We start from the raw sequence: 23,958 nt of genomic DNA, 5'->3' as shown, positions 1-23,958 counted from the left end.
ATTAAAAAAACGGAAGATGATGTAGTATTGGCTTTAGTTCTTACAATAATGGTCCCCTAAAGAGGGACCATTTTTTTATTACATATTTATAAACAAAACCAATCATTAAGGCATTATGAATTTAAGATGTTTTGGATTTCGGTCATACTTAAATGATAACCATGTGGACATTTGCGCCATGTGTCTAGCATACGTGTGTATTTGTCCCACATTGGTACTTGAGAATCACAACCGTGTTCACAACGCATGAACTCTTGGTATTTTCCTTCAATACCTGTAATAAAACGAAGGTAATTAAGGTATTTTTTCTCACGTACAGCACAGTAGCCAGCAAATTGTAAACGATGTGGCGTGAGTGCTGATTTATCGCTTAAATTATTGTAAGACACTTGTAATGCATGGTACATTTCTAGCGTATCTAATACCATTTGACATTCATTTTCTGATAAATTAGAGAATTCTTTATCGAGTTCTTTTAATTCTAATGCAAAACCACCTTTGACGATTGCTTCTAAGCGTTGGTATTTTGAGGCGTTTTGGCTATCTAATAAACCCATTAATTTGTATTGGTTTGCTAAAATTAGACGTTGGGTTGAGGTCATTTCCATAATATATTCCTGTTAGTCAATTTCATTTAAAATATCTTGTGATAGATCTTGCTCTGGTGCGTTGACTTTCCCGTCTTTTACTCGGTATTCTAAATTTTGGAAGTAAGCTTCGCGGAAAGTGATATAAGGATCTTGCGATTGTTCTAAAAGTGCTTCTTTATCTAACGCATTTGCACGGCTATCAATACTTTGAATTCCCCACTTCACTAATCCCCAAGGACCTAGTAAGGAGAGCATTGGATAAGTTGTGTCTGCCAGATTACCAATATCCTGGCGTGGCGTTGCAGGGCCATAAAGCGGTAGCATGACATAAGAACCTGTTTCTACACCATATCGGCCTAATGTATCACCAAAGCGGCTATTATTTTCGATTTTTAATGGATCGCTGTAACTTGCTACATCAATTAAACCACCTAGCCCAAATACTGTGTTAATCCAGAATCGGTTAAAATGCACCATTGCTTTTTTGAAATCGCCTGATAGTAAACGATTCACAAAACTGGCAGGTTCATCTAAATTATTTGTAACATTGGTTAAACCTGATTTTACTGGTGTTGGCACATATTCTTTCCAGCCTGTTGCCACTGGTTTCAGCAGGTAAGGATCAACTACTTTGTAGTTAAAATCCCACATGGTGCGGTTGAAGCCTTCTAATGGATCTTTACGTTCGCCAGTTTGCGAATCAATTGTTGCACATCCGTTTAATACAGCAGATGCCAAGAAAATTGTCGCGAGAAATTTGGTATTTTTCATATCCACTCACTTTAAGATTAAAAGACATCTCATTCTATCAAGTTAACTCATAACTACAAAACAATTTGTATACACATAATAAACTTGCAATTAATTGTATTTTTATGCATTATTTGTAAATAAATATGCATTTAAACGTTTGCAAAATTACTTGAATAGTTGCGTATTGTCCATTAGAATTGCGAAGTTTAACTTTCAGGAAGCTATTTCTTTAGATTAAGTTAATTTCCAGACACGATTTAGTTTTCACAATGCCGTAAAGTGCGGTCGATTTTTCGTGAATTTTACTAGATTGTGGTTAATGAACATTCGTAAGTGTTCAACCAAAACAAATTAGGAGTAATTTATGTCTGAACCAGCAATTTTGGTATTGGCAGATGGTAGTGTTTTCCATGGCAGCTCAATTGGTGTGCAAGGTTATACTATTGGTGAAGTTGTGTTTAATACCTCAATGACCGGCTATCAAGAAATCCTCACTGACCCTTCTTATTTCAAACAAATCGTTACATTAACTTATCCTCATATCGGTAATACTGGCACTAATCAGGAAGATTGTGAATCTAATCATGTTTATGCTGCTGGTTTAATTATTCGTGATCTTCCTTTGTTACACAGTAATTTCCGTGCTGAAATGAGCCTAAGTGATTACTTACAACATAATAATGTTGTGGCTATTGCGGATATTGATACGCGTCGTTTAACTCGTCTTTTACGTGATAAAGGTGCGCAAGCAGGTTGTATCATGACTGGTGAAGTTGATATCGCAAAGGCCCTCGAACTAGCGAAAAGTTTTGGTTCGATGACAGGTAAAGATTTAGCTCAAGCAGTGACGAGCGAGGAAACATTTGTTTGGACATCAGGTGAATGGCAATTAGGTAAAGGTTTTGTTGAACAGACCCAACCGGAATTTCACATTGTGGCTTATGATTTTGGTGTAAAACACAATATTTTAAGAATGCTTGCTGAGCGCGGTTGCAAAATTACCGTAGTACCAGCCCAAACAAGTGCAAAAGAAGTGATTGCGCTAAACCCTGATGGTATTTTTCTTTCTAACGGTCCTGGTGATCCTGAACCTTGTGATTATGCGATTACTGCTATTCAAAAATTATTAATCAGTAAAAAACCGATTTTTGGCATTTGCCTAGGTCATCAATTACTCGGTTTAGCAGCAGGTGGAAAAACCAAGAAAATGCCATTCGGTCATCACGGTGCAAACCATCCTGTACAAGATCTAGATTCACAAAAAGTATTTATTACGAGTCAAAATCATGGTTTTGAAGTGGATGAGGCAAGCTTACCAAGTAATGTGCGTGTGACACATCGTTCTTTATTTGATCACTCAGTACAAGGCATTGAGTTAAACAATCAATCTGCCTTTTCATTCCAAGGTCATCCAGAGGCAAGCCCAGGTCCGAATGATGTGGCTTATTTATTTGATAAATTTATTAATGAAATGCGTAAAGCAAAGTTAAGTCAGAGTTAATTCTTAGCTTACTGTATTATCAATAGAAATATAGTGAAATTTGCATAGAAAATTAGATAGTAGAGATCTATGCAAAATTTATCAAATAGTGACCGCACTTTGCGTTTAGCATATGAGGCTTAATGATGTTAATACCCTATACATATCAGCTAGTCAATGTATTTGCTGAAAGCCATTTTGGTAGCAATCCATTGGCAGTTTTTTCACAAGCAGATGGTTTAACTGATGCGCAAATGTAACTCATTGTACGTCAATTTAATTTGTCTGGAGTCGTATTTGTACAGCGGGCTTGTCATCAAAGTGCGGTGCAAAAATTGCGTATTTCTACTCTCGATCATGAATTGTCTTTCGCTGGTCATTCTACAATTGACGCTGCATTTGTATGATATCAACAACTGAATTTGTCTCATCATTATCTGTTAGAAACTGATGCTGGTGATGTTTATTAAATATGAATAATTAAAGGAGAACTAAATGAAAGCAAAATTCATGTTAATGATTGGAATATTGGGCTTAACTGCATGTGTTAACTCCAATGATAAAGTGTTTCAAGGTAAGAATTATCAATTAGCCGTAGCTGAATTATCTGCTAACTCAGGTTTGTATCAATATGTACCTTATGATCGTTCTGGTCATATGATCATTGTTGACCGCTTAAATATTCCAGAAAGCTATGCCAGTCAATTTGTCAAAGATTGGTATGCCAAGGAAACACAATATCGTAAAAAAGATTGCCAGCTTCAATATAAAACTTATCAAAATATTCCTTATGCCACTTGTGATTTTAACAATGGATCACGCTATGCAATTTATGTTTTGGGTACAAAGGAGAATAAAGGTTTTGCTAAAGTTTATATCAGTGCGGAAAAGCAATCAGAAATGAATGAAAAAAACTTAGTCAAGGCACTTACAGAATTTTATCCTTAAAATTGATGGTATAGATAAGAATTGTGGAATAACGAAGAGGTCTTGTTAAGAAAAAATGAATATTTATTGCTTATTATTTGATGACTATGAAACGTTAGATTTAATGGGGCCTGTTGAGTTTTTATTTCGTATTCCAAATGTTCAGCTTCATTATATTTCCAAGCAAGGTGGGCTTATTAAAAGTTATCAAGGTTTTAAAACAGATACGGTTTCTATCACATGTTTGCTGGAAAAAAGTATATTGCTGATTCCCGGTGGGCAAGGTACACGCCAATTAGTTGGAGATACGTCATTTTTAACTTAGTTAACCCAATTAGTCAAAGACGCTAGGTTTTGTCTTAGTGTTTGTACTGGTTCAGCCTTGCTTGCTGCGACGAAACAACTTAACGGAAAATATGCAACTTCCAATAAACTAGCGTTTGAATGGGTCCGTCAGGTTAATCCTGATGTGAAGTGGAAGACAGTTGCTCGTTGGGTAAAAGATAACAAATTTTATACTTCATCGGGTATTTCTGCTGGGATGGATATGACATTAGGTTTTATACGTGATCATTACAGTGAAGCATTAGCTCAGCAAATAGCAAATCAGACAGAATATGTTTGGAATGATGATCCAGAGAAAGATGAATTCGCACCATTATATGGTTATTGAGCAAATAGTTAATTATGTCAGTGTTTATACTGATGAAAGATAAAAAGTAAATGATACAGATGGATTGGAGTCCGATAGATAGGATAAATATTTAGCATTTATACTATTTCAAGATAAACAAAATAAAAGTGCGGTTAAATTTTTAATCGTTTTACAGAGAGAGAACAAAAATGCCAAAACGTACAGATATAAATACGATATTAATCATCGGCGCGGGTCCAATTGTAATTGGTCAGGCGTGTGAGTTTGACTATTCCGGTGCACAGGCGTGTAAAGCATTGCGTGAAGAAGGCTATAAAGTGGTATTAGTCAATTCCAATCCAGCAACAATTATGACAGATCCGAATATGGCGGATGTGACCTATATTGAGCCGATTGAGTGGCGAACGGTTGAGAAAATCATCGAAAAAGAACGACCAGATGCGATTTTACCTACGATGGGGGGACAAACTGCATTAAATTGCGCATTGGATTTATCCAAAAACGGTGTGTTGAAAAAATACAATGTGGAACTGATCGGTGCGACAGAAGATGCTATTGATAAAGCGGAAGACCGTGGACGCTTTAAAGAAGCAATGGAAAAAATTGGTTTAAGCACACCAAAATCCTTTGTTTGTCATACCTTTGAAGAGGCGTGGGCAGCGCAAGCAGAAGTCGGTTTTCCAACCTTGATTCGTCCATCTTTTACGATGGGCGGTTCAGGTGGTGGTATCGCTTATAATAAAGATGAGTTTATGGCAATTTGTGAGCGTGGTTTTGATGCATCACCTACACATGAATTATTGATCGAACAATCGGTGTTAGGTTGGAAAGAATATGAAATGGAAGTGGTGCGAGATAAAGCGGATAACTGTATTATCGTGTGTTCGATTGAAAATTTCGATCCGATGGGAGTACACACGGGCGATTCAATTACCGTTGCGCCAGCACAAACGTTGACGGATAAAGAATATCAAATTATGCGTAATGCCAGCCTTGCAGTATTGCGTGAGATTGGCGTTGATACAGGGGGTTCAAACGTCCAATTTGCAATTAACCCAGAAAATGGGGAAATGATCGTGATTGAAATGAACCCTCGAGTCAGTCGTTCTTCTGCGCTTGCTTCAAAGGCCACTGGGTTTCCGATTGCCAAAGTGGCAGCGAAATTAGCAGTTGGCTATACTTTAAATGAATTACGTAATGATATTACTGGTGGTTTAATTCCTGCTTCCTTTGAACCGTCGATTGACTATGTGGTGACTAAAGTGCCACGTTTTGCTTTTGAGAAATTCCCGCAAGCGGATGATCGTTTAACGACGCAAATGAAATCGGTGGGTGAAGTGATGGCGATGGGACGTACTTTCCAAGAATCATTGCAAAAAGCGTTACGAGGTTTAGAAACAGGGATTTGCGGTTTTAATCTCATGTCTGAAGAGCCGGAGAAAATTCGTCAAGAATTAGGTAATCCCGGACCGATCCGTATTTTATATGTCGCCGATGCCTTTGGTGCAGGTTTTAGCTTAGATGAAGTGCAGCATTACAGCAAAATTGATCCTTGGTTTTTAATCCAAATTCAAGATTTGGTATTAGAAGAATTAGCACTTGAAAAACGCAGTTTAGCTGAACTGGATTATGTCGAACTTCGTCGTTTAAAACGCAAGGGTTTTTCTGATAAACGTATTGCGCAACTGACTAAATCAACAGAAAGTGCGGTCAGAAATAAACGTATTTCGTTAAATTTACATCCTGTTTATAAGCGAGTCGATACTTGTGCCGGTGAATTTACTTCTGATACCGCATATCTTTATTCTACCTATGAAGAAGAATGTGAAAGCCGTCCATCAGATAAAAAGAAAATCATGATCTTAGGTGGTGGGCCAAACCGAATTGGGCAAGGGATTGAGTTTGATTATTGTTGTGTGCATGCTTCCCTTGCTTTACGTGAAAGTGGCTTTGAAACTATTATGGTGAATTGTAACCCAGAAACGGTGTCGACGGATTTTGATACATCAGATCGTCTTTATTTTGAGCCATTAACGCTCGAAGATGTACTGGAAATTATTCATGTAGAGCAGCCTTATGGTGTGATTTTACATTATGGCGGTCAAACTCCATTGAAACTGGCTAATGATTTACATGCCAATGGGGTAAACATTATCGGTACATCAGCAGATAGCATTGATGCAGCAGAAGACCGAGAACGTTTCCAACAAGTTTTGCACAAATTAAACTTAAAGCAGCCAATTAACCGTACTGCACGCAATGCAGAAGAAGCAGTGAAATTAGCGGAAGAAGTGGGCTATCCATTAGTGGTCCGTCCATCTTATGTGCTAGGTGGGCGAGCAATGCAAATTGTGTATAACGTAACAGAGTTAGAGCGTTATATGCGTGAAGCTGTATCAGTATCTAATGATAGCCCGATTCTTCTAGACCATTTCTTAAACAATGCAATCGAAGTAGATGTGGATTGTATTTGTGATGGTGAAGATGTCGTTATTGGCGGTATTATGCAACATATTGAGCAAGCGGGCATTCACAGTGGTGATTCTGCGTGCTCATTACCACCTCATTCATTAAGCCAGACAGTACAAGATGAAATTCGTCGTCAAACGACTGAAATGGCTTTTGCTTTGGGCGTGAAAGGTTTAATGAATGTCCAATTTGCAGTACAAGATAGTGTTATTTATGTGCTTGAAGTGAATCCTCGTGCAAGCCGTACAGTGCCATTTGTCAGTAAAGCGACAGGTCGCCCCCTAGCAAAAATTGCGGCACGTGTCATGGCAGGCATCAGCTTGAAGCAACAAGGTATTCAGGGTGAAATTATCCCACACTTTTATTCGGTAAAAGAGGCAGTATTCCCCTTCATCAAGTTCCCAGGCGTTGATACAGTATTAGGACCTGAAATGCGCTCAACAGGTGAAGTGATGGGTGTTGGTAAAACGTTTGCTGAAGCATTTTTGAAAGCACAGTTAGGTGCAAATGAGCGTATTCCAAAAACAGGAAAAGTGTTCTTGTCAGTAAATGATGCAGATAAGCCGCGTTTATTATCAATTGCGCGTAAATTACAAGAAGCAGGCTATGGTTTATGTGCAACTTTAGGTACCGCGAAATTCTTGCGTGAAAATGGTGTTTTTGTGCAAATCATTAACAAAGTACGAGAGGGTCGCCCAAATATTGTTGATGCCATTAAAAATAGTGAGATTGCGATGGTGATAAATACAGTAAGTGGTTTAGCGGAAACTGTCACGGATGGTCATGCTATTCGTCGTAGTGCATTACAGCAAAAAGTCTTTTTACAAACCACCCTTGCTGAAGCAGAAGCACTGGTTGAAAGTGTAGGATATTCAGAGGATTCGGAAGTGTATTCTGTCCAAGATTTACATCGTAGTTTAAGTAATGCATTTTAGTAGATTAAAAGTACAATAAAAGTGACCGCACTTTAAAACAAATAAGCACAAAAATCGGGACAACAGTCCCGATTTTTTATCTCTTCGTTTTAGTAATTAAAGATAGTATTTTTCAACTACTTTTAAATTGTCATCTAATTTGTACACTAATGGCTGACCTGTTGGGATTTCTAAATCCATAATGTCAGCATCGGAAATACCTTCAATATGTTTTGCTAATGCACGTAATGAGTTACCGTGCGCTGTTACAAGAACGCGTTTGCCCGAAAGTAATGCTGGTGCAATTTGATCTTCCCAGAATGGTAATACACGCTCAAGTGTGATTTTTAAGTTTTCAGCATCTGGCACTACATCGCTTGGTAAATGTGCATAACGACGGTCATTATGGGCAGAATGTGGATCTTGAGGATCTAAATCTGGAGGAGAAATATCGTAAGAACGACGCCAAATATGAACTTGTTCATCACCGTATTGTTCTGCAGTAGCCTTTTTATCTAAACCTTGTAATGCACCGTAGTGACGCTCATTTAAACGCCAGTTTTTCACTTGTGGAATCCAAAGTTGGTTAGATTCTTCTAGCACGATATTACAAGTTTTGATTGCACGAGTTAACACAGATGTAAACGCAATATCAAATTCAAAGCCTGCTTCAAGTAATTTTTTACCTGCTGACTTTGCTTCCTCGATACCGCGTTCAGTTAAGTTGACATCGCGCCAACCAGTGAATAAGTTTTTTGCATTCCACTCACTGAAACCGTGACGAATAAAGACCAATTCCATAGAAAATCTCCTCAATGTTAATGAAAAATAATATCGCAAGTTATAGCAAAAAAGCTGTGCCTTTGAAAGGAAAATACTTTGATTTTCTGATCTGTCGCAAAAATTTAAGGGAAAATTAGCTTTAGAGCGGTTGGCTAAATAATGGTATAGTTAAATGGAAATTGATTAAAGGAAAGTTTAGCAATGTGGTTTTTATTGGATAAGTATAAAATGCGTAAAATCTTAACCGTACTTTTTGGTGGTTGCTTATGTGTTGCTATTTCAGTACAAGCAAATGATTTGTCGCAAATTCAAAAACAAATTAAACAACAAGAACAAAAAATTGCAGAGCAAAAAAAAGAGCAGCAAAAGCTTCAGTCGACATTAAAAACGCAAGAAAATCAGATTAATAATGTGATTGGTCAATTGCGCCAAACTGAAATAGATTTAAAAGAAATCCGTAAGCAAATTAATGAAACGGATAAACAAATTAGGCGTTTAGAACAACAAGAAAAAGAGCAAAAACAGAAGCTTGCGAAACAACTGGATTCTGCTTATCGCTCTGGTGCGAATCCATCAACATTAGAGCGAATGCTTTCTGATGAGGCGAAAAATGCGGATCGGATGAAGCAATATTATGCGCATATAAACCAAGTGCGTGTCGCTCTTATTGATGAATTAAAAGCAACTCAGACGCAATTAGCGAAAGATAAAGAATTAATCATTGAGCAGCAAAAAGCACAGCAAACGCAATTATCAATACAAAAAAAGCAGCAACAAGAATTACAAAAAGTTCAGCAAGAACGCCAATCAACTTTAAATCAATTGAATCGTAATTTATCACGTGATGAAACACGTTTAGAAACATTGCGTGCTAATGAAAATGCGTTACGCCAAGAGATTCAACGTGCTGAACAAGCGGCTCGCCAGCAAGAGCAACGTGAGCGTGAGGCCTATGCACAGAAAAAACAAGCAGAAGAAAAGAAAACACAGAAGCCTTATAAACCAACAGCACAAGAAAAGCAATTGATGGTAAGTGCAAGTGGGTTGGGTAAACCCAATAAACAATATGTTTATCCTGTAGTCGGCAAGATTTTAAATAGTTTTGGTTCAATACAAATGGGTGAATTGCGCTGGAAAGGAATGGTAATTAGCGCAGCTGCTGGTACGACAGTGAAAGCAATTGCTGATGGACGCGTCATTTTAGCTAGTTGGTTACAAGGCTATGGTTTGATGGTGATTGTAAAGCATGGTGAAAATGATTTAAGTTTATATGGTTATAATCAATCGGTCACAGTAAAAGAAGGGCAATTTGTTAAAGCGGGACAGAAGATTGCCGAAGTCGGAACCAGTGGGGGACAATCACAATCAGGGTTATATTTTGAAATTCGCCGTAAAGGCGTGGCAGTCAATCCAGTAGGTTGGTTGAAATGAGTAAGTTGATCTTAGCTGGGCTTAAAAGTGCGGTCGTTTTTGCTGGAATTTTGTTTGCTGCTCCAGTACAAGCAGCGAAGCTTGCAATTGTGATTGATGATATAGGCTACCATCAAAAAGAAGATGCGCAAGTCTATGCAATGCCGAAAGCGGTTTCTGTCGCAATTATCCCTTCTGCACCTCATGCACAGCAACGTAATTTACAAGCACAGCAACAAGGGCGAGATGTATTGATTCATATGCCAATGCAGCCATTAAATCAGCAAAAAATAGAAGCAGGCGGTTTAACTTTAGGCTTAACTGAAACGGAAGTTAAGCAGCGTGTAAAAACAGCGAAAGACATTGTTTCTTATGCAATTGGTATGAATAACCATATGGGAAGCGCTGCAACTTCTGATGTAGATTTGATGACAAAACTGATGATAGCTTTACGAGAACAACATTTGTTCTTTTTAGATAGTCGTACTATTGGGCGTAGTGTTGCGCACAAAATAGCAAAGGAACAAGGTATAACTTCCCTTGAACGCCATATTTTCCTTGATGATAGTAATGAATATGCTGATGTTCAACATCAATTTCAGCGTGCCGTTCATTATGCACAAAAACATGGTGCTGCAATTGCTATCGGACATCCGCGTAAAAATACAGTTGCTGTTTTACAAGCTGGATTGAAAAATTTACCAGCCGATGTGCAATTAGTCGGTATTGGGAGTTTATGGCGCAATGAAAAAGTAGTACCAATAAAACCTTTTATTTTATTGTTTAATGACATTCCAGCACCCACATCAACATCACCTTATCAATTTGTACCAATGCTAAGAGGAGTACCACAGTAAGGTAAAAGTGCGGTCGATTTTATTAATGTTTTGTATAAAACATTATGATTAAGCGCTGATAAGCTAGGTTGCTTAATAGATAGGCACATTTTACAACTGGGATAACTTTTGTAATAACCTGTCCATTGCTCGATAGCTGAGCGCTTCAGCTAAATGATTTTGATTAATTTGTGTTTCATTATTGAGATCAGCAATTGTGCGTGCTACTTTTAAAATGCGGTGATAGGCGCGTACTGATAAGCCTAATTTAGCTAGCGCATTTTCTAAAAACAACGCATCTTTATTATCGAGTTTACAATCTCGCTCAATTTCTTTACTGGTTAAATATGCATTGATTTTGCCTGCTCGACTAAGTTGAATCTCACGTACTTTTAATACTTTCTCACGCACTTGTACGCTACTTTCACCTCGTTCACTATGGTTATTTTGTAATGCACCTTGTGGTAATAATGGTACTTCGATAGATAAGTCAAAACGATCCAAAAATGGACCAGAAAGGCGGTTTAAATAGCGCATAACTTGTTGCGGAGTCGCACGATTATGAGGGCCTTGATAATGCCCTGTTGGGCTAGGGTTCATTGCAGCAACTAATTGAAAACGTGCAGGAAACTCAATTTTGGCATTAGCTCGTGAAATGATAATATTGCCACTTTCTAATGGTTGACGTAGCGCATCTAAGACTTTGCGGTCAAATTCGGGTAACTCATCGAGAAAAAGAACGCCATTGTGTGCGAGTGAAATTTCACCCGGTTTAGGGATAGTTCCACCGCCGACCAAAGCAGGAATAGATGCGCTATGATGAGGAGTGCGAAAAGGGCGTTGTTTCCAATTATGAAAGTTTAATTCATTATGCACTAGGCTAGTTACTGCGGCAGTTTCAATCGCTTCTTGGTCTGTCATATCAGGTAGCAACATTGTTAAGCGACTTGCTAGCATTGTTTTTCCTGTACCTGGAGGACCTAGAAAGAGTAAATTATGTTGTCCTGCCGCAGCAATGGTTAAAGCGCGTTTGGCATGTTGTTGACCAATAATATCGGTTAAATCCAGCGGATTTTTTTGTGAAAAACCAACCGCACTTTGTGTTGTTAATGTCGAAGCTAAAGGCAAATTGATACGTTCATTTAGGAAGTTCACAACATCTAATAAATTATTGGCGAAATAAGTTTGTTGATTTGAAACTAGGCTTGCTTCGTTCGCATTTTGGCTTGCTATAATTAGCTTCCGTTTTGCTTTTTGAGCGGCAAGAATGGCTGGAATGACACCTTGTACACCACGTAGTTCACCAGTAAGTGCTAACTCACCAACAAACTCAAATTGTTGTAGTTTTTGTGTTTCAATTTGTCCTGCTGCTGCGAGCATACCAAGTGCGATAGGTAGATCAAAACGCCCGCCTTCTTTGGGCAAGTCTGCTGGTGCGAGGTTAACGGTAATGCGTTTGGCGGGATATTTGAATTGGGCATTTAATAGTGCACTACGTACCCGATCTTGTGCTTCTTTCACTGTTTTTTCTGGTAAACCGACTAAATTAAATTGCGGTTTGCCATTACTAAAATGCACTTCAATTGTCACTAAAGGGGCTTGTATACCAATAGAGGCGCGACTATATACAATAGCAAGAGACATCCTTGACTCCACAAGTTAGAAAAAGAAAACTTGCAGAGAATAAAAAAGTGCGCTTCATTTTTCATGAATTTCACATTTTTTTACGATTTAGATCGCAGAAACAAATTATTATTCAGCAAAAAGTGGTGTAAACCAGCTATCTAATTTTGTTGCAAGGCGATCAATACCAATTTTATTTAAAGCAGAAAAAGCATCTACTTGGATATCACCTTGGAAAGGTAAAATCGCTTCACGGACCATTTTGACTTGTTTACTTCTGGCACTTTGACTTAATTTATCTGCTTTAGTCAGCAATAAGAGTACTGGTAAATTGGCAGAAACTGCCCATTCAATCATTTGCTGATCGAGATCTTTGAGTGGATGGCGAATATCCATTAACACCACTAGACCTGCTAAACATGCCCGTTTTTGTAAATATTCACCGAGCGCTTTTTGCCATTGAATCTTCATTTGTTCAGGGACAGCTGCATAACCATAACCCGGTAAGTCTACTAGCTTACATTGTGGCTCAACTTCAAATAAGTTAATTAATTGAGTTCGTCCCGGTGTTTTTGAGGTACGTGCTAAACTTTTTTGATTCGTTAAGGCATTTAACGCTGTTGATTTTCCTGCATTTGAGCGACCAGCAAAAGCAATTTCAATGCCAGTATCTTCTGGTAAAGCACGAATATTTGGGGCACTGGTGAGAAAATGAGTTTTGTGATAATTCAATTTGATGTCAGACATAAACGCTCCTTTGTGGCGCTTAGGATACCTGATAAATACAGATAAAAAAATGAAAAGATCAGCAAATTGTGCGAAAATGGTCCATCTTTAATCTGACTTATTTGAATTTTATGGCAAACCAATTATATCAATGGCCAAGTCCACATGCGTTATATCCTGATCGAGGCAAAAAATCCTATCGTCTAAAACGTTTTCGTTTTCAGCTACGTTCATTATTGCACTTTACTTATATTAAACGTTTTGAACAATTTATTAATACTCATCCAAATTTAGTTGATTTGCTTAATAAGAAAGCGAGTTTTAGCTATCCGCTTGCTCATCGTTTCTTAGATAAACGTTTTAATACACAACAACGTTTTGCTAGTATTTGTGATAACTTACATTTTATTCCAGCAAAATTGACCACACTTGGCTTACCTCAATTGTGGCAACAACCGATTTGTTTTGGTGAAGTTATAGAGGATTTTGAGCTTTATTTGAATCTTAATCAATACCAAGCGATGGAAGGTTTTTGGGCGCTAGAATTACGTTATAGACCGACGCAAGAACTAATCTATCTTTTAACTTTTGGTAAAGTTGAACAAGCGTTATTAATTGCTGTGATTCAAGGTCCAAATTTTGATGGTTCAAAAGACATTGTGAAACAACTGACTAAAAAATGTCATGGTTTACGTCCAGCATACTTGATGGTGGAAGCAATGAAAGCATTAACTAACGCCTTTGGTTATCAAAAATTATTAGGTATTCCACATAAGTATCAAAACAAATCGCGTTTAGTACAAAGTAAACGTTATGTGGTGGATTATGATGCGATTTTTGCTGAATCAGCAGGTGTGTTAAAAGATTACTGGGAATTGCCAGTACAATTCAATATCAAAGAGATGGAGAGTATTCCGAGTAATAAGCGTTCGATGTATCGTAAGCGCTATGCGATGTTAGAGCAATTACAAGATTCAATGAATCGCATTTTGCAACAATAGTCAGGTCGCCTAAGGCGACCAATTTGTAAAGTACGGTCTATTTTTTTAAAGTTTTGCTTTAGCGTATAACATTAGTAGCACCTAGATAACTTAGTTGACGCCAAGCTTCATAAACGGCAACAGCAACAGAATTGGATAAATTCATGCTGCGGCTATTTTCTGTCATTGGAATCCGAATTTTTTGCTGTGTAGGTAAGCTATCGAGGATAGCCATAGGAATGCCGCGGCTTTCAGGACCAAACATTAAATAATCACCTAATTCAAATTGTACTTGGCTGTGAGCAGGCGTGCCTTTCGTGGTCAATGCAAATAGGCGTTTAGGCTGTTCTGTTTGTAAAAATGCGTCAAAAGTTTTATGTCGTTTTATTTCGGCAAATTCATGATAATCCAAGCCCGATCGGCGCAATTTCTTATCATCCCAAGTAAAACCTAATGGTTCAATTAAATGTAAACGAAACCCCGTATTTGCACATAACCGAATAATATTGCCAGTATTTTGTGGAATCTCAGGTTCGTATAAAACAATATCTAACATAATTAATCATGATTGAGAAAAAGTAGAGGGAATTTTAGCATAGTTTTGGTGATGGCTGAATGTGGTAGGAATAATCTTTATTCGATAATAATCAATGGAAAATACCGTTTAATATTTCGATTTAAAGAACGTTGTAGACAAAAAATATCAGAAATTAGATTAGATAAACATGAATATAAAATATGATTAGAAGATAGAGTAGAGGATTAATGATGAATAAAGTAAAGAGAAACCATCAACTGTAGGTGATATTTTATTAGCAGAATATTTAATACTATTAAATTTAAAAATTGCTGATTTAGCGATCTTGTTGGATGTGCAGAGAAATACAGCAAGCGCGATAGTTAATAACAATACAAAATTATCTTTAGACATGGCATTTGAGTTGGCTAAATTGTTTAATACGAGTTCTGAGTTTTGGTTGAATTTACAAATGAAGCTTGATTTGTGGGAATTGGATAATAATGTATGATTTTAAGAAAGTTTAAATAATATTTCACTAATGAGTACAAGTAGCGTTTTAGAAAAAATAGCTTAAGTTTTAGCTTCTAAAAAGAAAATGCCCAATAGCAAAGTCGGGCATTTTTATTTGCTTAGAAATTTTTACTTACACTTAAATATACACGGTTACGATCGTAGCGTGCGAATGGATTATTACTGTCTGTTTTTTGATATGACCAAGTAATTTTAGGTGTAATACCTAACCAGTGAATACTACGATGCCAAACTGTAAAGTTCATACCATATTCATGGTTTTTCTGTGCGATTTTAAAGAAACTTGGTGCAAAAATAGCATTTTGAGGTGCCGAGGGCATATGATATGTACGTTTAGCATAGTTTAACTGTAAACGTGTTGAAATCCCTTTAGGCCATTCTTGTCCCCAACCTAAGCGGATACCACGACGATCAAAGGCATTTGCTTTCCAATTCGCATTTTTGCGATAAAAATCAGCGCCTGCGAACCAATATTGTTGACTATTTGGGAAGTACATTATCGTGTTTGATAAGGAATATAAATTCCCGTTTGATTTTTTACGTTCAGGGCTTGGATAACGCTGTTCACCATATTCCAGCGCGGTCGATATTTTCCAATTTTGGTTTAGCCAGTAGCTGAAATCTAACGATACGCCACCAGTTTTGGAGTACCGGTGTAAGGTTTTAGCATTTTTATCTGCATTTTCTCCACCTACATACCAAAATTGCTCCATATAAGGAATCAATTTGATTTCAGCTTTGGCATTACGATAACCACCGCCTAAACCCGCACGTAGTGAAAACTCATCATATTTATGATTATTCCAGTAATATTTGCCGTTGATGTCAGTATTAAATTCAGCAAAAAAACCATTTTTGAGTGACCAAGTTTTATTCGTACCAAAGAAATAACTTACACCTTCTGCACTTTCTGGCTCACTCGACGGAGTGAAGCCATCTGCCTTAGTGCCTTTTTTCGGTGCGTTATTTACATTACTTTCGCGTAAATAGTTTGCACCGCTATAAAAACTCCAGCTATCTTGTTCATGGATTGCATTAATGTAACCATCAATAATTTGTATTAACTGTGGTGGTAGATTTTCTGCACGTAAGCGATTGAATTGTCCTTCAGCTGCTTCATACTCACGATTATGCATCAATGCAATTGCTAATTGTAAACGTGCTGGTTGGAGAGCGGGCTGTTCGGCAATTAATTCACGATAAAGGCGAATAGATTCTGTCAGATCTCCTTGTTTTTTAGCCACAATTGCTTTTGCCCATTTTAATAAAAAAGGATCTTTTTCAGGTAATTTTTCATAAATGGGCAACAGCAGTTCAACACCACGCATGTCATTATTTCTTAAAACAGGGATGAGCGCGCGTAATAATAAATCAGGGCGTTGTAGTAGTTGTTCAGCGGTCAGTGAAAGATGCTGCGCTTGTGCCTGATCTTGTTTAGATTTGGCTGGCAAATGGGATTGTGGTTGTATTTGTGGCGTTTTATGAAAATGTTCATCAGGGCGATGGTTATCAACAGTGACCACTTGTTCAGCTAAAACGGTAGGGGAAATACTGAATCCGCATAATGCCATAGTCGTAAGAAGAGTTAAAAAGTGTTTTTTCTTATCCATAAGTCCATAAGCTAGTTTGAAGTTGTATGAGAATAATAAAGTCGGTAGCAAACTTGTCCAGTGATTTTTTCTTTCAAGATTTGCCAATGCGTTGGCACAACAATTGATTGGTTTTTCTCAGTTTCCACATAAATTAAGGCATTAGGTTTGAGCCAATTATGTTGAGTGAGTAAATCAATGGTTTGTTGTGCCAAACCAAAATGAAAAGGTGGATCGACAAAAACTACATCAAAGTGCGGTGTATTTTGCGCAGATTTTAAAAATTGTAAGCTGTTTTGATTGATCACTTTTGCTTGCTCAGTTGTGCATTTTAAGGCTTGCAAATTTTTGTGCAATTGTGCGGCAACCGCTTTATCTAGTTCTAGAAAAGTCACTTGTTTGGCTTGGCGCGATAATGCTTCAAAACCAAGTGAGCCACTGCCCGCAAAGCAATCTAAACAGTAAGTATCAACAATATAAGGCATCAACCAATTAAATAACGTTTCTTTAACGCGATCACCAGTGGGTCGTAAGCCTTCAGCATGAAGTACTGGTAGCTTTCGTCCACGCCATAAGCCTGCAATAATGCGTACTTCACCTTTAAGTGAGGTGGATTTTTGTATTGTTTTTTTCATTTGGTTAAATAGAGCGTATTATAAACGCTCTTATTTTACCTTGTTATGTTGAGTTTAATGAGTATTATTTTGTTTTTCTGCAGCCAGAACACCTGTCCAAGTTTCACCTTTTGCCGCACCTAAAAGATATTTGTGCTCTCCTTTATTTTTACCTGAGTCAACGAAAACATAAGTGAGTTCTGCTTTATCATCTTTCTTTATAGTAACTTGTAGGTCATTGACTGGTGTAATAATAGTCGTATTTTGATTATTTGTTGTGATAGAGAAAATTTTTTCTTTACTGTTTAAATGATAAATTGAACCGGAAAGTTTACCATTATTATAGGCTAAATCTACATCACCGTAATTTTTAATATTACTATTTTCAGTTATCGAAGTATAGATGAATCCTTTTGATTTTTTATAATTAGCAGTAAATTTTGGTTTTTGATCTTGGCTTTTAAATTTATTATTTATTGCATAGAGAACTTCAACTTGTCTAGAATCAGGTTTATTACTTACAGTATTTCTATAACCATAGTATCCTACTTGATTATTTTGCTCACCTAATAAAGTAAATTCATATTCATTATTTTTATTTCCACTTCCTAGTTTCAAGGTAATCTTTTTTTCTTGTTTTTCCAATTTATCTATTGTTGTATTTTGAGGAGTTGCATTTTCTTTTAAATTTAAATCGTAAACTGTTATAGCATCACTAGGTTCATTAATATAGGTACAGAAAGTAGCTGAGAGACATTGTCCATTCCATTGCATATGCTGAGGCTGTGTTTCATTATTTTTTCTATTTATAGGTTCGTTTGGTTTAGAAGAGAGTTCTTTTTCTATTTGATTATTATGGATCAGATCATGTTGTTTATTACTATTAATGTTTGTTTTTTCTGAATTTTGTTTTTCAGTTAAGTTATTTTGAGGTGTTTTTTCTACACCATTTGAATTATTTTGATTTGAACTTTCTTTTTTAGCATGGGGCGATTGTTCAGGATTTTCTTGATTATTGGATAAGTCATTTGTGGCGTTTTTATCGTTGTTATTTGATTGAGGCGGGGTTATTTGCTCTTTGTTAGTGTCCGAATTGTTGGAATGTGTTTGCTTTTTTCCATTTTCAGGTTGTTGTGAATTTTGAGGTATTGATTGAGTTGAGGGGGTTTTTGATGATGGTGATTCGCTGCCGTTACTTCCGCTACAAGCCGTAAATAATGTAGATAGCCCGACTAATAGGCTTACTTTGAGTATAGATTTTTCCATTATAAAGTTCCTTTTATTTTAAATAAAATCTCGTGATTTCCTTAAATGAGGGAGGGCATTTTACATTGCTTTTTTAATTTGTATAGGTCGGGCTTAACTGTTTGATTAAATATTAGTGAGCGAAGATGATAGATTTTTATGTATTTATATTATGAAATGGTATAACGAATAACGTGATTTTTTCGATTATGTAGAATTATCACAAAATGTATTGGAATGCTTTATTTTTTAAGTATAAATTTAACGAAGTGGGATAAAAGATTTATTTAATTTAGCCAAAATAAGAGCTTATGATTTTGCTGTATAAAGTTAACTTGTTTTTATTCTTGAATGCTTGCTTTATAAACATATTGCTAGTGTCTTTATTATAAAGACACTAGCAATTTAACGATCAAACCTATCTTTAAATGGGTCTGATTCATCTTGTAAGTCCTTTTACTGTTATTGTATTAAAAATACATATCAGTTATCTCCTTATAAAAGGGCGGCCATTTTACACTAATTTTTCGATTTGTACATATAGAATTTAATACTTTTTATTGAAATTTATTTAATATTTATCAATTTTTTAATAAAGAGTATCGGACTGTGTAAGAAAAAATGAGATTTTATCTAATTTAGCAGTTTTTGGTGGTATTTGTTAGTGAAAGGCTGTTTTTTGTTTACAGTAAAAAACAAAGGCGTATATAAAACGCCTTTGCTGGTATGAAATGGGCTAGGATTTATTTACGGTTTAGGTTTATCCGCTGGTCTTTCCTGTTGTTTTTCACCAAAAAGAATGCCAGACCATGAATCACCTTTTGCGGAGCCGAATAAATATTGGTGATTTTCTTCATTTTTTACTGAGTTAGCAAATTCATAATTAAGGACGGCTTTGTCATTTGCTTTTATAGTACCTTGGAGATCATCAATAGGTGTAATAGGTGTAATAGTCGTAGTATTATTATTCGTTTTAATATCAAAAATTTTATCTTTTGAACCTGCACTATTATATGAGCGATAAATTGAACCTGAAAGTTGACCATCATAATAGACTAAATCTACATCACCGTAACTTTTAATGCTACTGTTTGATGAGGCTGTAGGACTATAGATAAATCCTCTGTTTTTTCTATAATATGCTTTTAATGTTGATGGTTTTTGCTCTTTACTTTTAAACTCCGAATTTATTGCATAAAGTACTTCAATTTGTCTTACATCTTGGCTAGTACCAATATTATTGCGATAACCATAATAGCCGACGTAGTTATTTTCTTCACCTAATAATGTGAATTGATATTCATTACTTTCGTTATTACCTAGTACTAAATTAATTTTTTGCTCTTTTACTTCTAACCTGTCTGGTGTACTACTGCCAGGTATAGCATTCTGTTTTAAAGTTAATTCATAAACAGTAACCATATTGCTTGCTTCATTGGATTTAGTACAAAAAGTCGCTGAATAACATTGTCCTTTCCATTGCCCTGCTTCCAATTGATCGCGCTCAGGTTGTTTTGGATCATTTTTTGATGGTGGATTTTGTGGTTGATTATCCGCATTTCCTGCCTGGTTGTCTTTTTTTGGCGGTTCTGGTGCTGGCTGTGGTGCAGGTTGAATAGGTTGTGCTTGGTTGCCGGAGTTACCGCCACCGCCACCACCGCCACCTCCGCAAGCGATTAACAGAGCGGAAAGGGTGGCAGCTAAACTCATTTTAATAAGTGATTTTTTCATATTTTGTTCCTTTTAATAATCAATATCCTTATGTAAGGTGCGGTCATTTTACACACAGTTGTTTATTTGTACACATAATTTACAGATATTTAAGTTGATTTAGTGAATTTAAATGATATGTAAGATTAAGGATGGCTAAATATGGTTACTAATTTTAAATAGAATAGAAATTTGTCTAAGGAATATAAAAAAGATAAAGAAGTTTACTACCATCTTTATCTTTATTGATATTTTTATTTACTTTGTTTCTCAGCAAAGAGGACACCTACCCAACCAGTTTTATCCGCACCATTTTGGCTTTTACCAGTACCAACTAGATATTTATAGTCATTGGCGCCTTTTGTTGAGTCAATAAATGTACATTGATTTCTCCTTTCTGATTAGGTGAAATAGGGTGTGGGACATGGGCTGTCGATTCAATAATGAGATTAGTACCACTTCCAGAAATTTGGAAGATTGGTTCAGCTTGTTTATTTCCTTCAACCCAGCCAGTTACTTTTCCATTGTTGTAAGTTAATTTGACATTCCCTTTAAATAGCAAATTATTATCAGATGTACTGGCAAGATTTAATGGTGAATATATAAAACCATTACTTTTTTCATAATAAGCAGTATAGTTGTCTGGGATGTTAGCCGCTAACTCAGAACGATAAGCATAAATAAAATCATAGTGTCGACCATTTTTATTATTGTTTGCACGTTGTCGATAACCATAATAAACATCACCATGAGTATTATTCGAGCTTAATAAAATGAAGTTATAAGCGGAATCAGTGCCTTCGCTAGGGGAATAAACTTTTTTAGTTTCATTATTATCTAAAGTTAATGTGATAATTTGTTCTGTTTCTGTTGTAACATCATGAGGAAATGCTGAGTTTTCAACTGTTTTTAAAGTATATACTTTAACTTTATTACTCAGTTCAGTATTACAAAAATCTGAGGAGGATGATTCACAACTACCACTCCATTCATTTGCTTTCGGTGGTGTTTCAGGCTCTCTTGGATGAGGCATTGGGTCATTCGGTTGTGGTTTAGGTATTGGAGGATCTGGCTGCGGGTTAGGAGCAGGCGGCTTTGGCTGAGGGGCTGGATCTGGTGCAGGCTTTGGCGCAGGTTGAATTGGCTGTGATGGATTGCCTGAATTACTGCCACCACCGCCTCCGCCACCGCAAGCGATTAACAGAGAGGAAAGGGTTACAGCTAAACTTATTTTAAGAAGGGATTTTTTCATATTCTGTTCCTTAAATATTTTAAACGTGAGCAAATTTCCTTATATAAAATATGGCTATTTTACCTATTGTTTGTTATTTGTACATTTAATTTACAGAAATTTAATTACAATTATTTTTTGAAGAGGATGGGTAGAATGGTAAATAAAAATATTACTTTTTATTTGTGGGAAAAAAGTAGGGAGATAGTTATATATCTCCCCATTTTTCTGTGATTATTAATTTTGTTTTTCTGCGAATAAAAGAGCTGAAAAGCCGACTTCATTTCCCCCAGGTGTAGATTTTGTTGTACCAATAATATATTTACGATCACTTGCGCCTTTGGATGAATCAACAAATTGCACTGTCATAGCTGCTTTTTGGCGAGGAGAAATAAGTGTACCTGAATCACTAATATTTTCTGTAGATGTAATTGTTAATTGATTATTTTGCCCTGTTATCTCAAAGATTTTATTAGTCTGATTAGTTGGTTCGTAGACTATGCCTGTCACATTACCATTGTTGTAATATAATTCTACATTACCTTCTTTTTTCTGGTTGTTATTTGATGAATTAAGGCTATATGGAGAATAAATAAAACCGTTATTTTTCTTATAAATTGCAGTATAGTTGTTTGGTATATTTGTAACTAAATCAGCATTGGTTGCATAAATAAGCTCATAGTAACTTCCTTCTTTATTCGGAGCTGCACGCAGGCGATAGCCATAATACATGTTATCATCATTTAATAATTGAAACTTATATCCATCACCTATATTTTCACCAGATGTTAAATTGATCTCTTTAGCTGTTTCTGTAGTAATATCTTTTTCCACTATTTGTACGATCTTCAGTTGTTGTAATGTCATATACTTTTACTGCATTTTTGTTTCCATTTTCATTACAAGCAGCGGTATAAGATGCTGTACAATCTGTTTTCCAATTGGCTTTAGGCTCAGCAGGAGGTAGAGGCATTGGTTTTGGTGGAGGGGTAGGATCTGCTGGAGGCTGTGGCTGAGAAGGTGGTTGAGGTTGTTCAGGCTTTGGCGCAGGTTGAATTGGCTGTGATGGGTTGCCTGAATTACTGCCACCACCGCCTCCGCCACCGCAAGCGATTAACAGAGAGGAAAGGGTTACAGCTAAACTTATTTTAAGAAGGGATTTTTTCATATTCTTGTTCCTTAAATATTTTAAATGTGAGCAATTTCCTTATATAAAGTAAGGCTATTTTACCTATTGTTTTTTATTTGTACAGATATTTACAGAATAATGTAGGAAAATAGAGTGGTCTTTAAATCAGATTTTGTTTTTTAATGAAGCTGGACAATAGTCAAAATAAAGGCGTAATTTACGCCTTTATAATATAAAAACGAGAATATTTATTTATTTGAAGGTTTAGCTGCTGGTTTTTCTTGCTGTTTTTCTGCGAAAAGAATACCGGACCATGATTCACCTTTCGCTGAGCCAAATAAATATTGATGATTTTCTTCGCCTTTTTGGGAATTAGCAAACTCATAATCCAGGACAGCTTTATCATCTGATCTTATTGTGCCTTGCAGATCACCAGTTGGCGTAATAATAGCGTTTTTAATATCAAAGATTTTATCTTTATTTACATTAGGCACACTGTCTGTATATGAGCGATAAATTGAACCTGAAAGTTTGCCCTCATAGTAGACTAAATTTACATCACCATAATTTTTAATATTACTGTTTGAAGAATCTATCGAGCTATAAATAAAACCTCTATCTTTTTTGTAATATGCTTTCAGAGTAGCTGGTTTTTGATCTTTGCTTTTAAACTCAGAATTGATTGCATAAAGGACTTCCACTTGTGTTTTATCTGGGCTATTTCCTATTGTATGGCGATAGCCATAATAGCCTATCTCATTATTTGCTGTGCCAAGTAAGGTAAAGTGATATTCAGTTGTACTATTGCCATTAATACCAGGGATTAATGAAATTTTTTCTTCGCGCGATTCAAATCTATCTTGTGTGCTGTTATTTGGTGTAGCATTCGGTTTGAGTGTGAGTTTATAAACAGTGACTGCACTACTCGGTTCATTCATGTGAGTACAAAAACTAGCAGAGTAGCATTGTCCACGCCATTCAGTTGTTTTTGGCTGATCTTGTTCTGACTGCTTTGGTACATCAATTTTAGGCGGATTCTGTGGTTGACTGTCAGGATTGCCAGCTTGTTCATTTTGTTTTGGTGATTCTGGAACGGTATTCGGTGCCGGTTGAATTGGTTGTGCTTGGTTACTTGAATTACTACCGTTACCACCACCTCCACCACCACAAGCGATCAGCAAAGAACAAAGTGCTACAGTTAAACTAATTTTGAGTAGGGATTGTTTCATATTAGATTCCTTGA

Annotated in this window: 21 protein-coding genes and 3 pseudogenes; 10 read left to right on the top strand and 14 right to left on the bottom strand. The window is 36.4% G+C overall.

Features of this window, described 5'->3' with window-relative positions:
- Nucleotides 1-113 precede the first annotated feature (113 nt).
- Nucleotides 114-608: a YfbU family protein gene (locus tag ACFSAV_RS06090; protein WP_101776395.1), complete on the bottom strand. Its 495-nt coding sequence runs from the start codon at nt 606-608 to the stop codon at nt 114-116.
- Between the two features lie 12 nt (nt 609-620).
- Complete coding sequence (locus tag ACFSAV_RS06085) at nt 621-1,361, bottom strand: MlaA family lipoprotein (protein WP_379097436.1); 741 nt, start codon at nt 1,359-1,361, stop codon at nt 621-623.
- 346 nt (nt 1,362-1,707) lie between these two features.
- Between ACFSAV_RS06085 and carA the strand changes: the two genes are divergently transcribed.
- The 6 genes and pseudogenes from carA to carB all read left to right on the top strand — a co-directional run bounded on the left by carA (nt 1,708) and on the right by carB (nt 7,809).
- Nucleotides 1,708-2,844: a glutamine-hydrolyzing carbamoyl-phosphate synthase small subunit gene (gene carA, locus ACFSAV_RS06080; RefSeq protein ID WP_379097433.1), complete on the top strand. Its 1,137-nt coding sequence runs from the start codon at nt 1,708-1,710 to the stop codon at nt 2,842-2,844.
- Nucleotides 2,845-2,969: 125 nt separating this feature from the next.
- A pseudogene (locus ACFSAV_RS06075) lies at nt 2,970-3,227 on the top strand (PhzF family phenazine biosynthesis protein); the annotation flags it as partial.
- A gap of 91 nt (nt 3,228-3,318) precedes the next feature.
- Nucleotides 3,319-3,771: a hypothetical protein gene (locus ACFSAV_RS06070; protein ID WP_101776392.1), complete on the top strand. Its 453-nt coding sequence runs from the start codon at nt 3,319-3,321 to the stop codon at nt 3,769-3,771.
- Between the two features lie 55 nt (nt 3,772-3,826).
- Nucleotides 3,827-4,075 (top strand): type 1 glutamine amidotransferase family protein, encoded by a 249-nt coding sequence (locus ACFSAV_RS06065; protein ID WP_379097429.1) that lies wholly within the window; start codon nt 3,827-3,829, stop codon nt 4,073-4,075.
- Nucleotides 4,076-4,093: 18 nt separating this feature from the next.
- A pseudogene (locus tag ACFSAV_RS06060) lies at nt 4,094-4,423 on the top strand (DJ-1/PfpI family protein); the annotation flags it as partial.
- A gap of 170 nt (nt 4,424-4,593) precedes the next feature.
- Nucleotides 4,594-7,809, top strand: coding sequence for a carbamoyl-phosphate synthase large subunit (carB, locus tag ACFSAV_RS06055; protein ID WP_379097426.1), 3,216 nt, complete (start codon nt 4,594-4,596; stop codon nt 7,807-7,809).
- Nucleotides 7,810-7,905: 96 nt separating this feature from the next.
- On the opposite strand, the gene ACFSAV_RS06050 is transcribed toward carB, so the two are convergent.
- Entirely contained in the window at nt 7,906-8,589 is a 684-nt protein-coding gene (locus ACFSAV_RS06050) for a 2,3-diphosphoglycerate-dependent phosphoglycerate mutase (protein ID WP_046339903.1), read from the bottom strand.
- Nucleotides 8,590-8,772: 183 nt separating this feature from the next.
- Here ACFSAV_RS06050 and envC point away from each other — a divergent pair, with 183 nt between their 5' ends.
- The gene (gene envC / locus ACFSAV_RS06045; protein ID WP_379097423.1) at nt 8,773-10,002 is read left to right on the top strand and encodes a murein hydrolase activator EnvC; all 1,230 of its coding nucleotides are present in this window, start codon (nt 8,773-8,775) and stop codon (nt 10,000-10,002) included.
- Nucleotides 9,999-10,838, top strand: coding sequence for a divergent polysaccharide deacetylase family protein (locus ACFSAV_RS06040; protein ID WP_379097420.1), 840 nt, complete (start codon nt 9,999-10,001; stop codon nt 10,836-10,838). The genes envC and ACFSAV_RS06040 overlap by 4 nt, the downstream gene beginning before the upstream one ends.
- Nucleotides 10,839-10,928: 90 nt before the next feature.
- Here the strand turns inward: ACFSAV_RS06040 and ACFSAV_RS06035 are convergent, their stop codons facing one another.
- Both ACFSAV_RS06035 and yihA read right to left on the bottom strand, forming a co-directional pair.
- Nucleotides 10,929-12,461, bottom strand: coding sequence for a YifB family Mg chelatase-like AAA ATPase (locus tag ACFSAV_RS06035; RefSeq protein ID WP_379097417.1), 1,533 nt, complete (start codon nt 12,459-12,461; stop codon nt 10,929-10,931).
- A 108-nt stretch (nt 12,462-12,569) separates the two neighbouring features.
- Nucleotides 12,570-13,187 (bottom strand): ribosome biogenesis GTP-binding protein YihA/YsxC, encoded by a 618-nt coding sequence (gene yihA, locus ACFSAV_RS06030; RefSeq protein WP_379097414.1) that lies wholly within the window; start codon nt 13,185-13,187, stop codon nt 12,570-12,572.
- A 110-nt stretch (nt 13,188-13,297) separates the two neighbouring features.
- Between yihA and ACFSAV_RS06025 the strand changes: the two genes are divergently transcribed.
- Nucleotides 13,298-14,167, top strand: a complete 870-nt coding sequence (locus tag ACFSAV_RS06025; RefSeq protein ID WP_379097411.1) for a VirK/YbjX family protein — start codon at nt 13,298-13,300, stop codon at nt 14,165-14,167.
- 58 nt (nt 14,168-14,225) lie between these two features.
- On the opposite strand, the gene trmL is transcribed toward ACFSAV_RS06025, so the two are convergent.
- Complete coding sequence (gene trmL, locus ACFSAV_RS06020) at nt 14,226-14,702, bottom strand: tRNA (uridine(34)/cytosine(34)/5-carboxymethylaminomethyluridine(34)-2'-O)-methyltransferase TrmL (protein WP_101776384.1); 477 nt, start codon at nt 14,700-14,702, stop codon at nt 14,226-14,228.
- Between the two features lie 238 nt (nt 14,703-14,940).
- Between trmL and ACFSAV_RS06015 the strand changes: the two are divergent.
- Nucleotides 14,941-15,174, top strand: a pseudogene (locus ACFSAV_RS06015) (HigA family addiction module antitoxin); the annotation flags it as partial.
- Between the two features lie 121 nt (nt 15,175-15,295).
- Here ACFSAV_RS06015 and ACFSAV_RS06010 read toward each other — a convergent pair.
- From ACFSAV_RS06010 to ACFSAV_RS05975, 8 genes are all read right to left on the bottom strand, one after another.
- A complete protein-coding gene (locus tag ACFSAV_RS06010; RefSeq protein WP_379097408.1) occupies nt 15,296-16,807 on the bottom strand; it encodes a surface lipoprotein assembly modifier in 1,512 nt (503 codons plus the stop codon).
- Between the two features lie 11 nt (nt 16,808-16,818).
- A complete protein-coding gene (gene rsmD, locus ACFSAV_RS06005; RefSeq protein WP_379097405.1) occupies nt 16,819-17,421 on the bottom strand; it encodes a 16S rRNA (guanine(966)-N(2))-methyltransferase RsmD in 603 nt (200 codons plus the stop codon).
- A gap of 54 nt (nt 17,422-17,475) precedes the next feature.
- On the bottom strand, nt 17,476-18,666 hold the full coding sequence (locus tag ACFSAV_RS06000) for a hypothetical protein (protein ID WP_379097402.1): 1,191 nt from the start codon (nt 18,664-18,666) through the stop codon (nt 17,476-17,478).
- Between the two features lie 726 nt (nt 18,667-19,392).
- Nucleotides 19,393-20,376, bottom strand: coding sequence for a hypothetical protein (locus tag ACFSAV_RS05995; RefSeq protein WP_379097399.1), 984 nt, complete (start codon nt 20,374-20,376; stop codon nt 19,393-19,395).
- Nucleotides 20,377-20,689: 313 nt separating this feature from the next.
- On the bottom strand, nt 20,690-21,607 hold the full coding sequence (locus ACFSAV_RS05990; protein ID WP_379097396.1) for a hypothetical protein: 918 nt from the start codon (nt 21,605-21,607) through the stop codon (nt 20,690-20,692).
- A 216-nt stretch (nt 21,608-21,823) separates the two neighbouring features.
- Nucleotides 21,824-22,453 carry a hypothetical protein gene (locus ACFSAV_RS05985; protein ID WP_379097393.1) on the bottom strand — a complete coding sequence of 210 codons (630 nt, stop codon included), beginning with the start codon at nt 22,451-22,453 and terminating at the stop codon, nt 21,824-21,826.
- Nucleotides 22,389-22,754 (bottom strand): hypothetical protein, encoded by a 366-nt coding sequence (locus tag ACFSAV_RS05980; RefSeq protein ID WP_379097390.1) that lies wholly within the window; start codon nt 22,752-22,754, stop codon nt 22,389-22,391. The genes ACFSAV_RS05985 and ACFSAV_RS05980 overlap by 65 nt, the downstream gene beginning before the upstream one ends.
- Nucleotides 22,755-22,963: 209 nt before the next feature.
- Nucleotides 22,964-23,944, bottom strand: coding sequence for a hypothetical protein (locus ACFSAV_RS05975; protein ID WP_379097387.1), 981 nt, complete (start codon nt 23,942-23,944; stop codon nt 22,964-22,966).
- Between the last annotated feature and the right edge of the window lie 14 nt (nt 23,945-23,958).

The sequence above is a fragment of the Pasteurella oralis genome (genome assembly GCF_042681465.1).
Lineage (GTDB): Bacteria > Pseudomonadota > Gammaproteobacteria > Enterobacterales > Pasteurellaceae > Pasteurella > Pasteurella oralis.
Note: the sequence above shows the minus strand (reverse complement) of the source record. Positions and strands in the feature narration are given on the sequence as shown.

Excerpts from the sequence above, each read along its gene's own strand:
- ACFSAV_RS06010 (WP_379097408.1), bottom strand. The coding sequence starts at position 16,807 with ATGGATAAGAAAAAACACTTTTTAACTCTTCTTACGACTATGGCATTA.
- ACFSAV_RS06035 (WP_379097417.1), bottom strand. The coding sequence starts at position 12,461 with ATGTCTCTTGCTATTGTATATAGTCGCGCCTCTATTGGTATACAAGCC.
- ACFSAV_RS06065 (WP_379097429.1), top strand. The coding sequence starts at position 3,827 with ATGAATATTTATTGCTTATTATTTGATGACTATGAAACGTTAGATTTA.
- ACFSAV_RS05985 (WP_379097393.1), bottom strand. The coding sequence starts at position 22,453 with ATGACATTACAACAACTGAAGATCGTACAAATAGTGGAAAAAGATATT.
- ACFSAV_RS05975 (WP_379097387.1), bottom strand. The coding sequence starts at position 23,944 with ATGAAACAATCCCTACTCAAAATTAGTTTAACTGTAGCACTTTGTTCT.
- ACFSAV_RS05995 (WP_379097399.1), bottom strand. The coding sequence starts at position 20,376 with ATGAAAAAATCACTTATTAAAATGAGTTTAGCTGCCACCCTTTCCGCT.
- ACFSAV_RS06090 (WP_101776395.1), bottom strand. The coding sequence starts at position 608 with ATGGAAATGACCTCAACCCAACGTCTAATTTTAGCAAACCAATACAAA.
- ACFSAV_RS06025 (WP_379097411.1), top strand. The coding sequence starts at position 13,298 with ATGGCAAACCAATTATATCAATGGCCAAGTCCACATGCGTTATATCCT.
- ACFSAV_RS06050 (WP_046339903.1), bottom strand. The coding sequence starts at position 8,589 with ATGGAATTGGTCTTTATTCGTCACGGTTTCAGTGAGTGGAATGCAAAA.
- carB (WP_379097426.1), top strand. The coding sequence starts at position 4,594 with ATGCCAAAACGTACAGATATAAATACGATATTAATCATCGGCGCGGGT.
- ACFSAV_RS06085 (WP_379097436.1), bottom strand. The coding sequence starts at position 1,361 with ATGAAAAATACCAAATTTCTCGCGACAATTTTCTTGGCATCTGCTGTA.
- ACFSAV_RS06040 (WP_379097420.1), top strand. The coding sequence starts at position 9,999 with ATGAGTAAGTTGATCTTAGCTGGGCTTAAAAGTGCGGTCGTTTTTGCT.
- trmL (WP_101776384.1), bottom strand. The coding sequence starts at position 14,702 with ATGTTAGATATTGTTTTATACGAACCTGAGATTCCACAAAATACTGGC.
- envC (WP_379097423.1), top strand. The coding sequence starts at position 8,773 with ATGTGGTTTTTATTGGATAAGTATAAAATGCGTAAAATCTTAACCGTA.
- yihA (WP_379097414.1), bottom strand. The coding sequence starts at position 13,187 with ATGTCTGACATCAAATTGAATTATCACAAAACTCATTTTCTCACCAGT.
- ACFSAV_RS06000 (WP_379097402.1), bottom strand. The coding sequence starts at position 18,666 with ATGGAAAAATCTATACTCAAAGTAAGCCTATTAGTCGGGCTATCTACA.
- ACFSAV_RS05980 (WP_379097390.1), bottom strand. The coding sequence starts at position 22,754 with ATGAAAAAATCCCTTCTTAAAATAAGTTTAGCTGTAACCCTTTCCTCT.
- rsmD (WP_379097405.1), bottom strand. The coding sequence starts at position 17,421 with ATGAAAAAAACAATACAAAAATCCACCTCACTTAAAGGTGAAGTACGC.
- carA (WP_379097433.1), top strand. The coding sequence starts at position 1,708 with ATGTCTGAACCAGCAATTTTGGTATTGGCAGATGGTAGTGTTTTCCAT.
- ACFSAV_RS06070 (WP_101776392.1), top strand. The coding sequence starts at position 3,319 with ATGAAAGCAAAATTCATGTTAATGATTGGAATATTGGGCTTAACTGCA.
- ACFSAV_RS05990 (WP_379097396.1), bottom strand. The coding sequence starts at position 21,607 with ATGAAAAAATCCCTTCTTAAAATAAGTTTAGCTGTAACCCTTTCCTCT.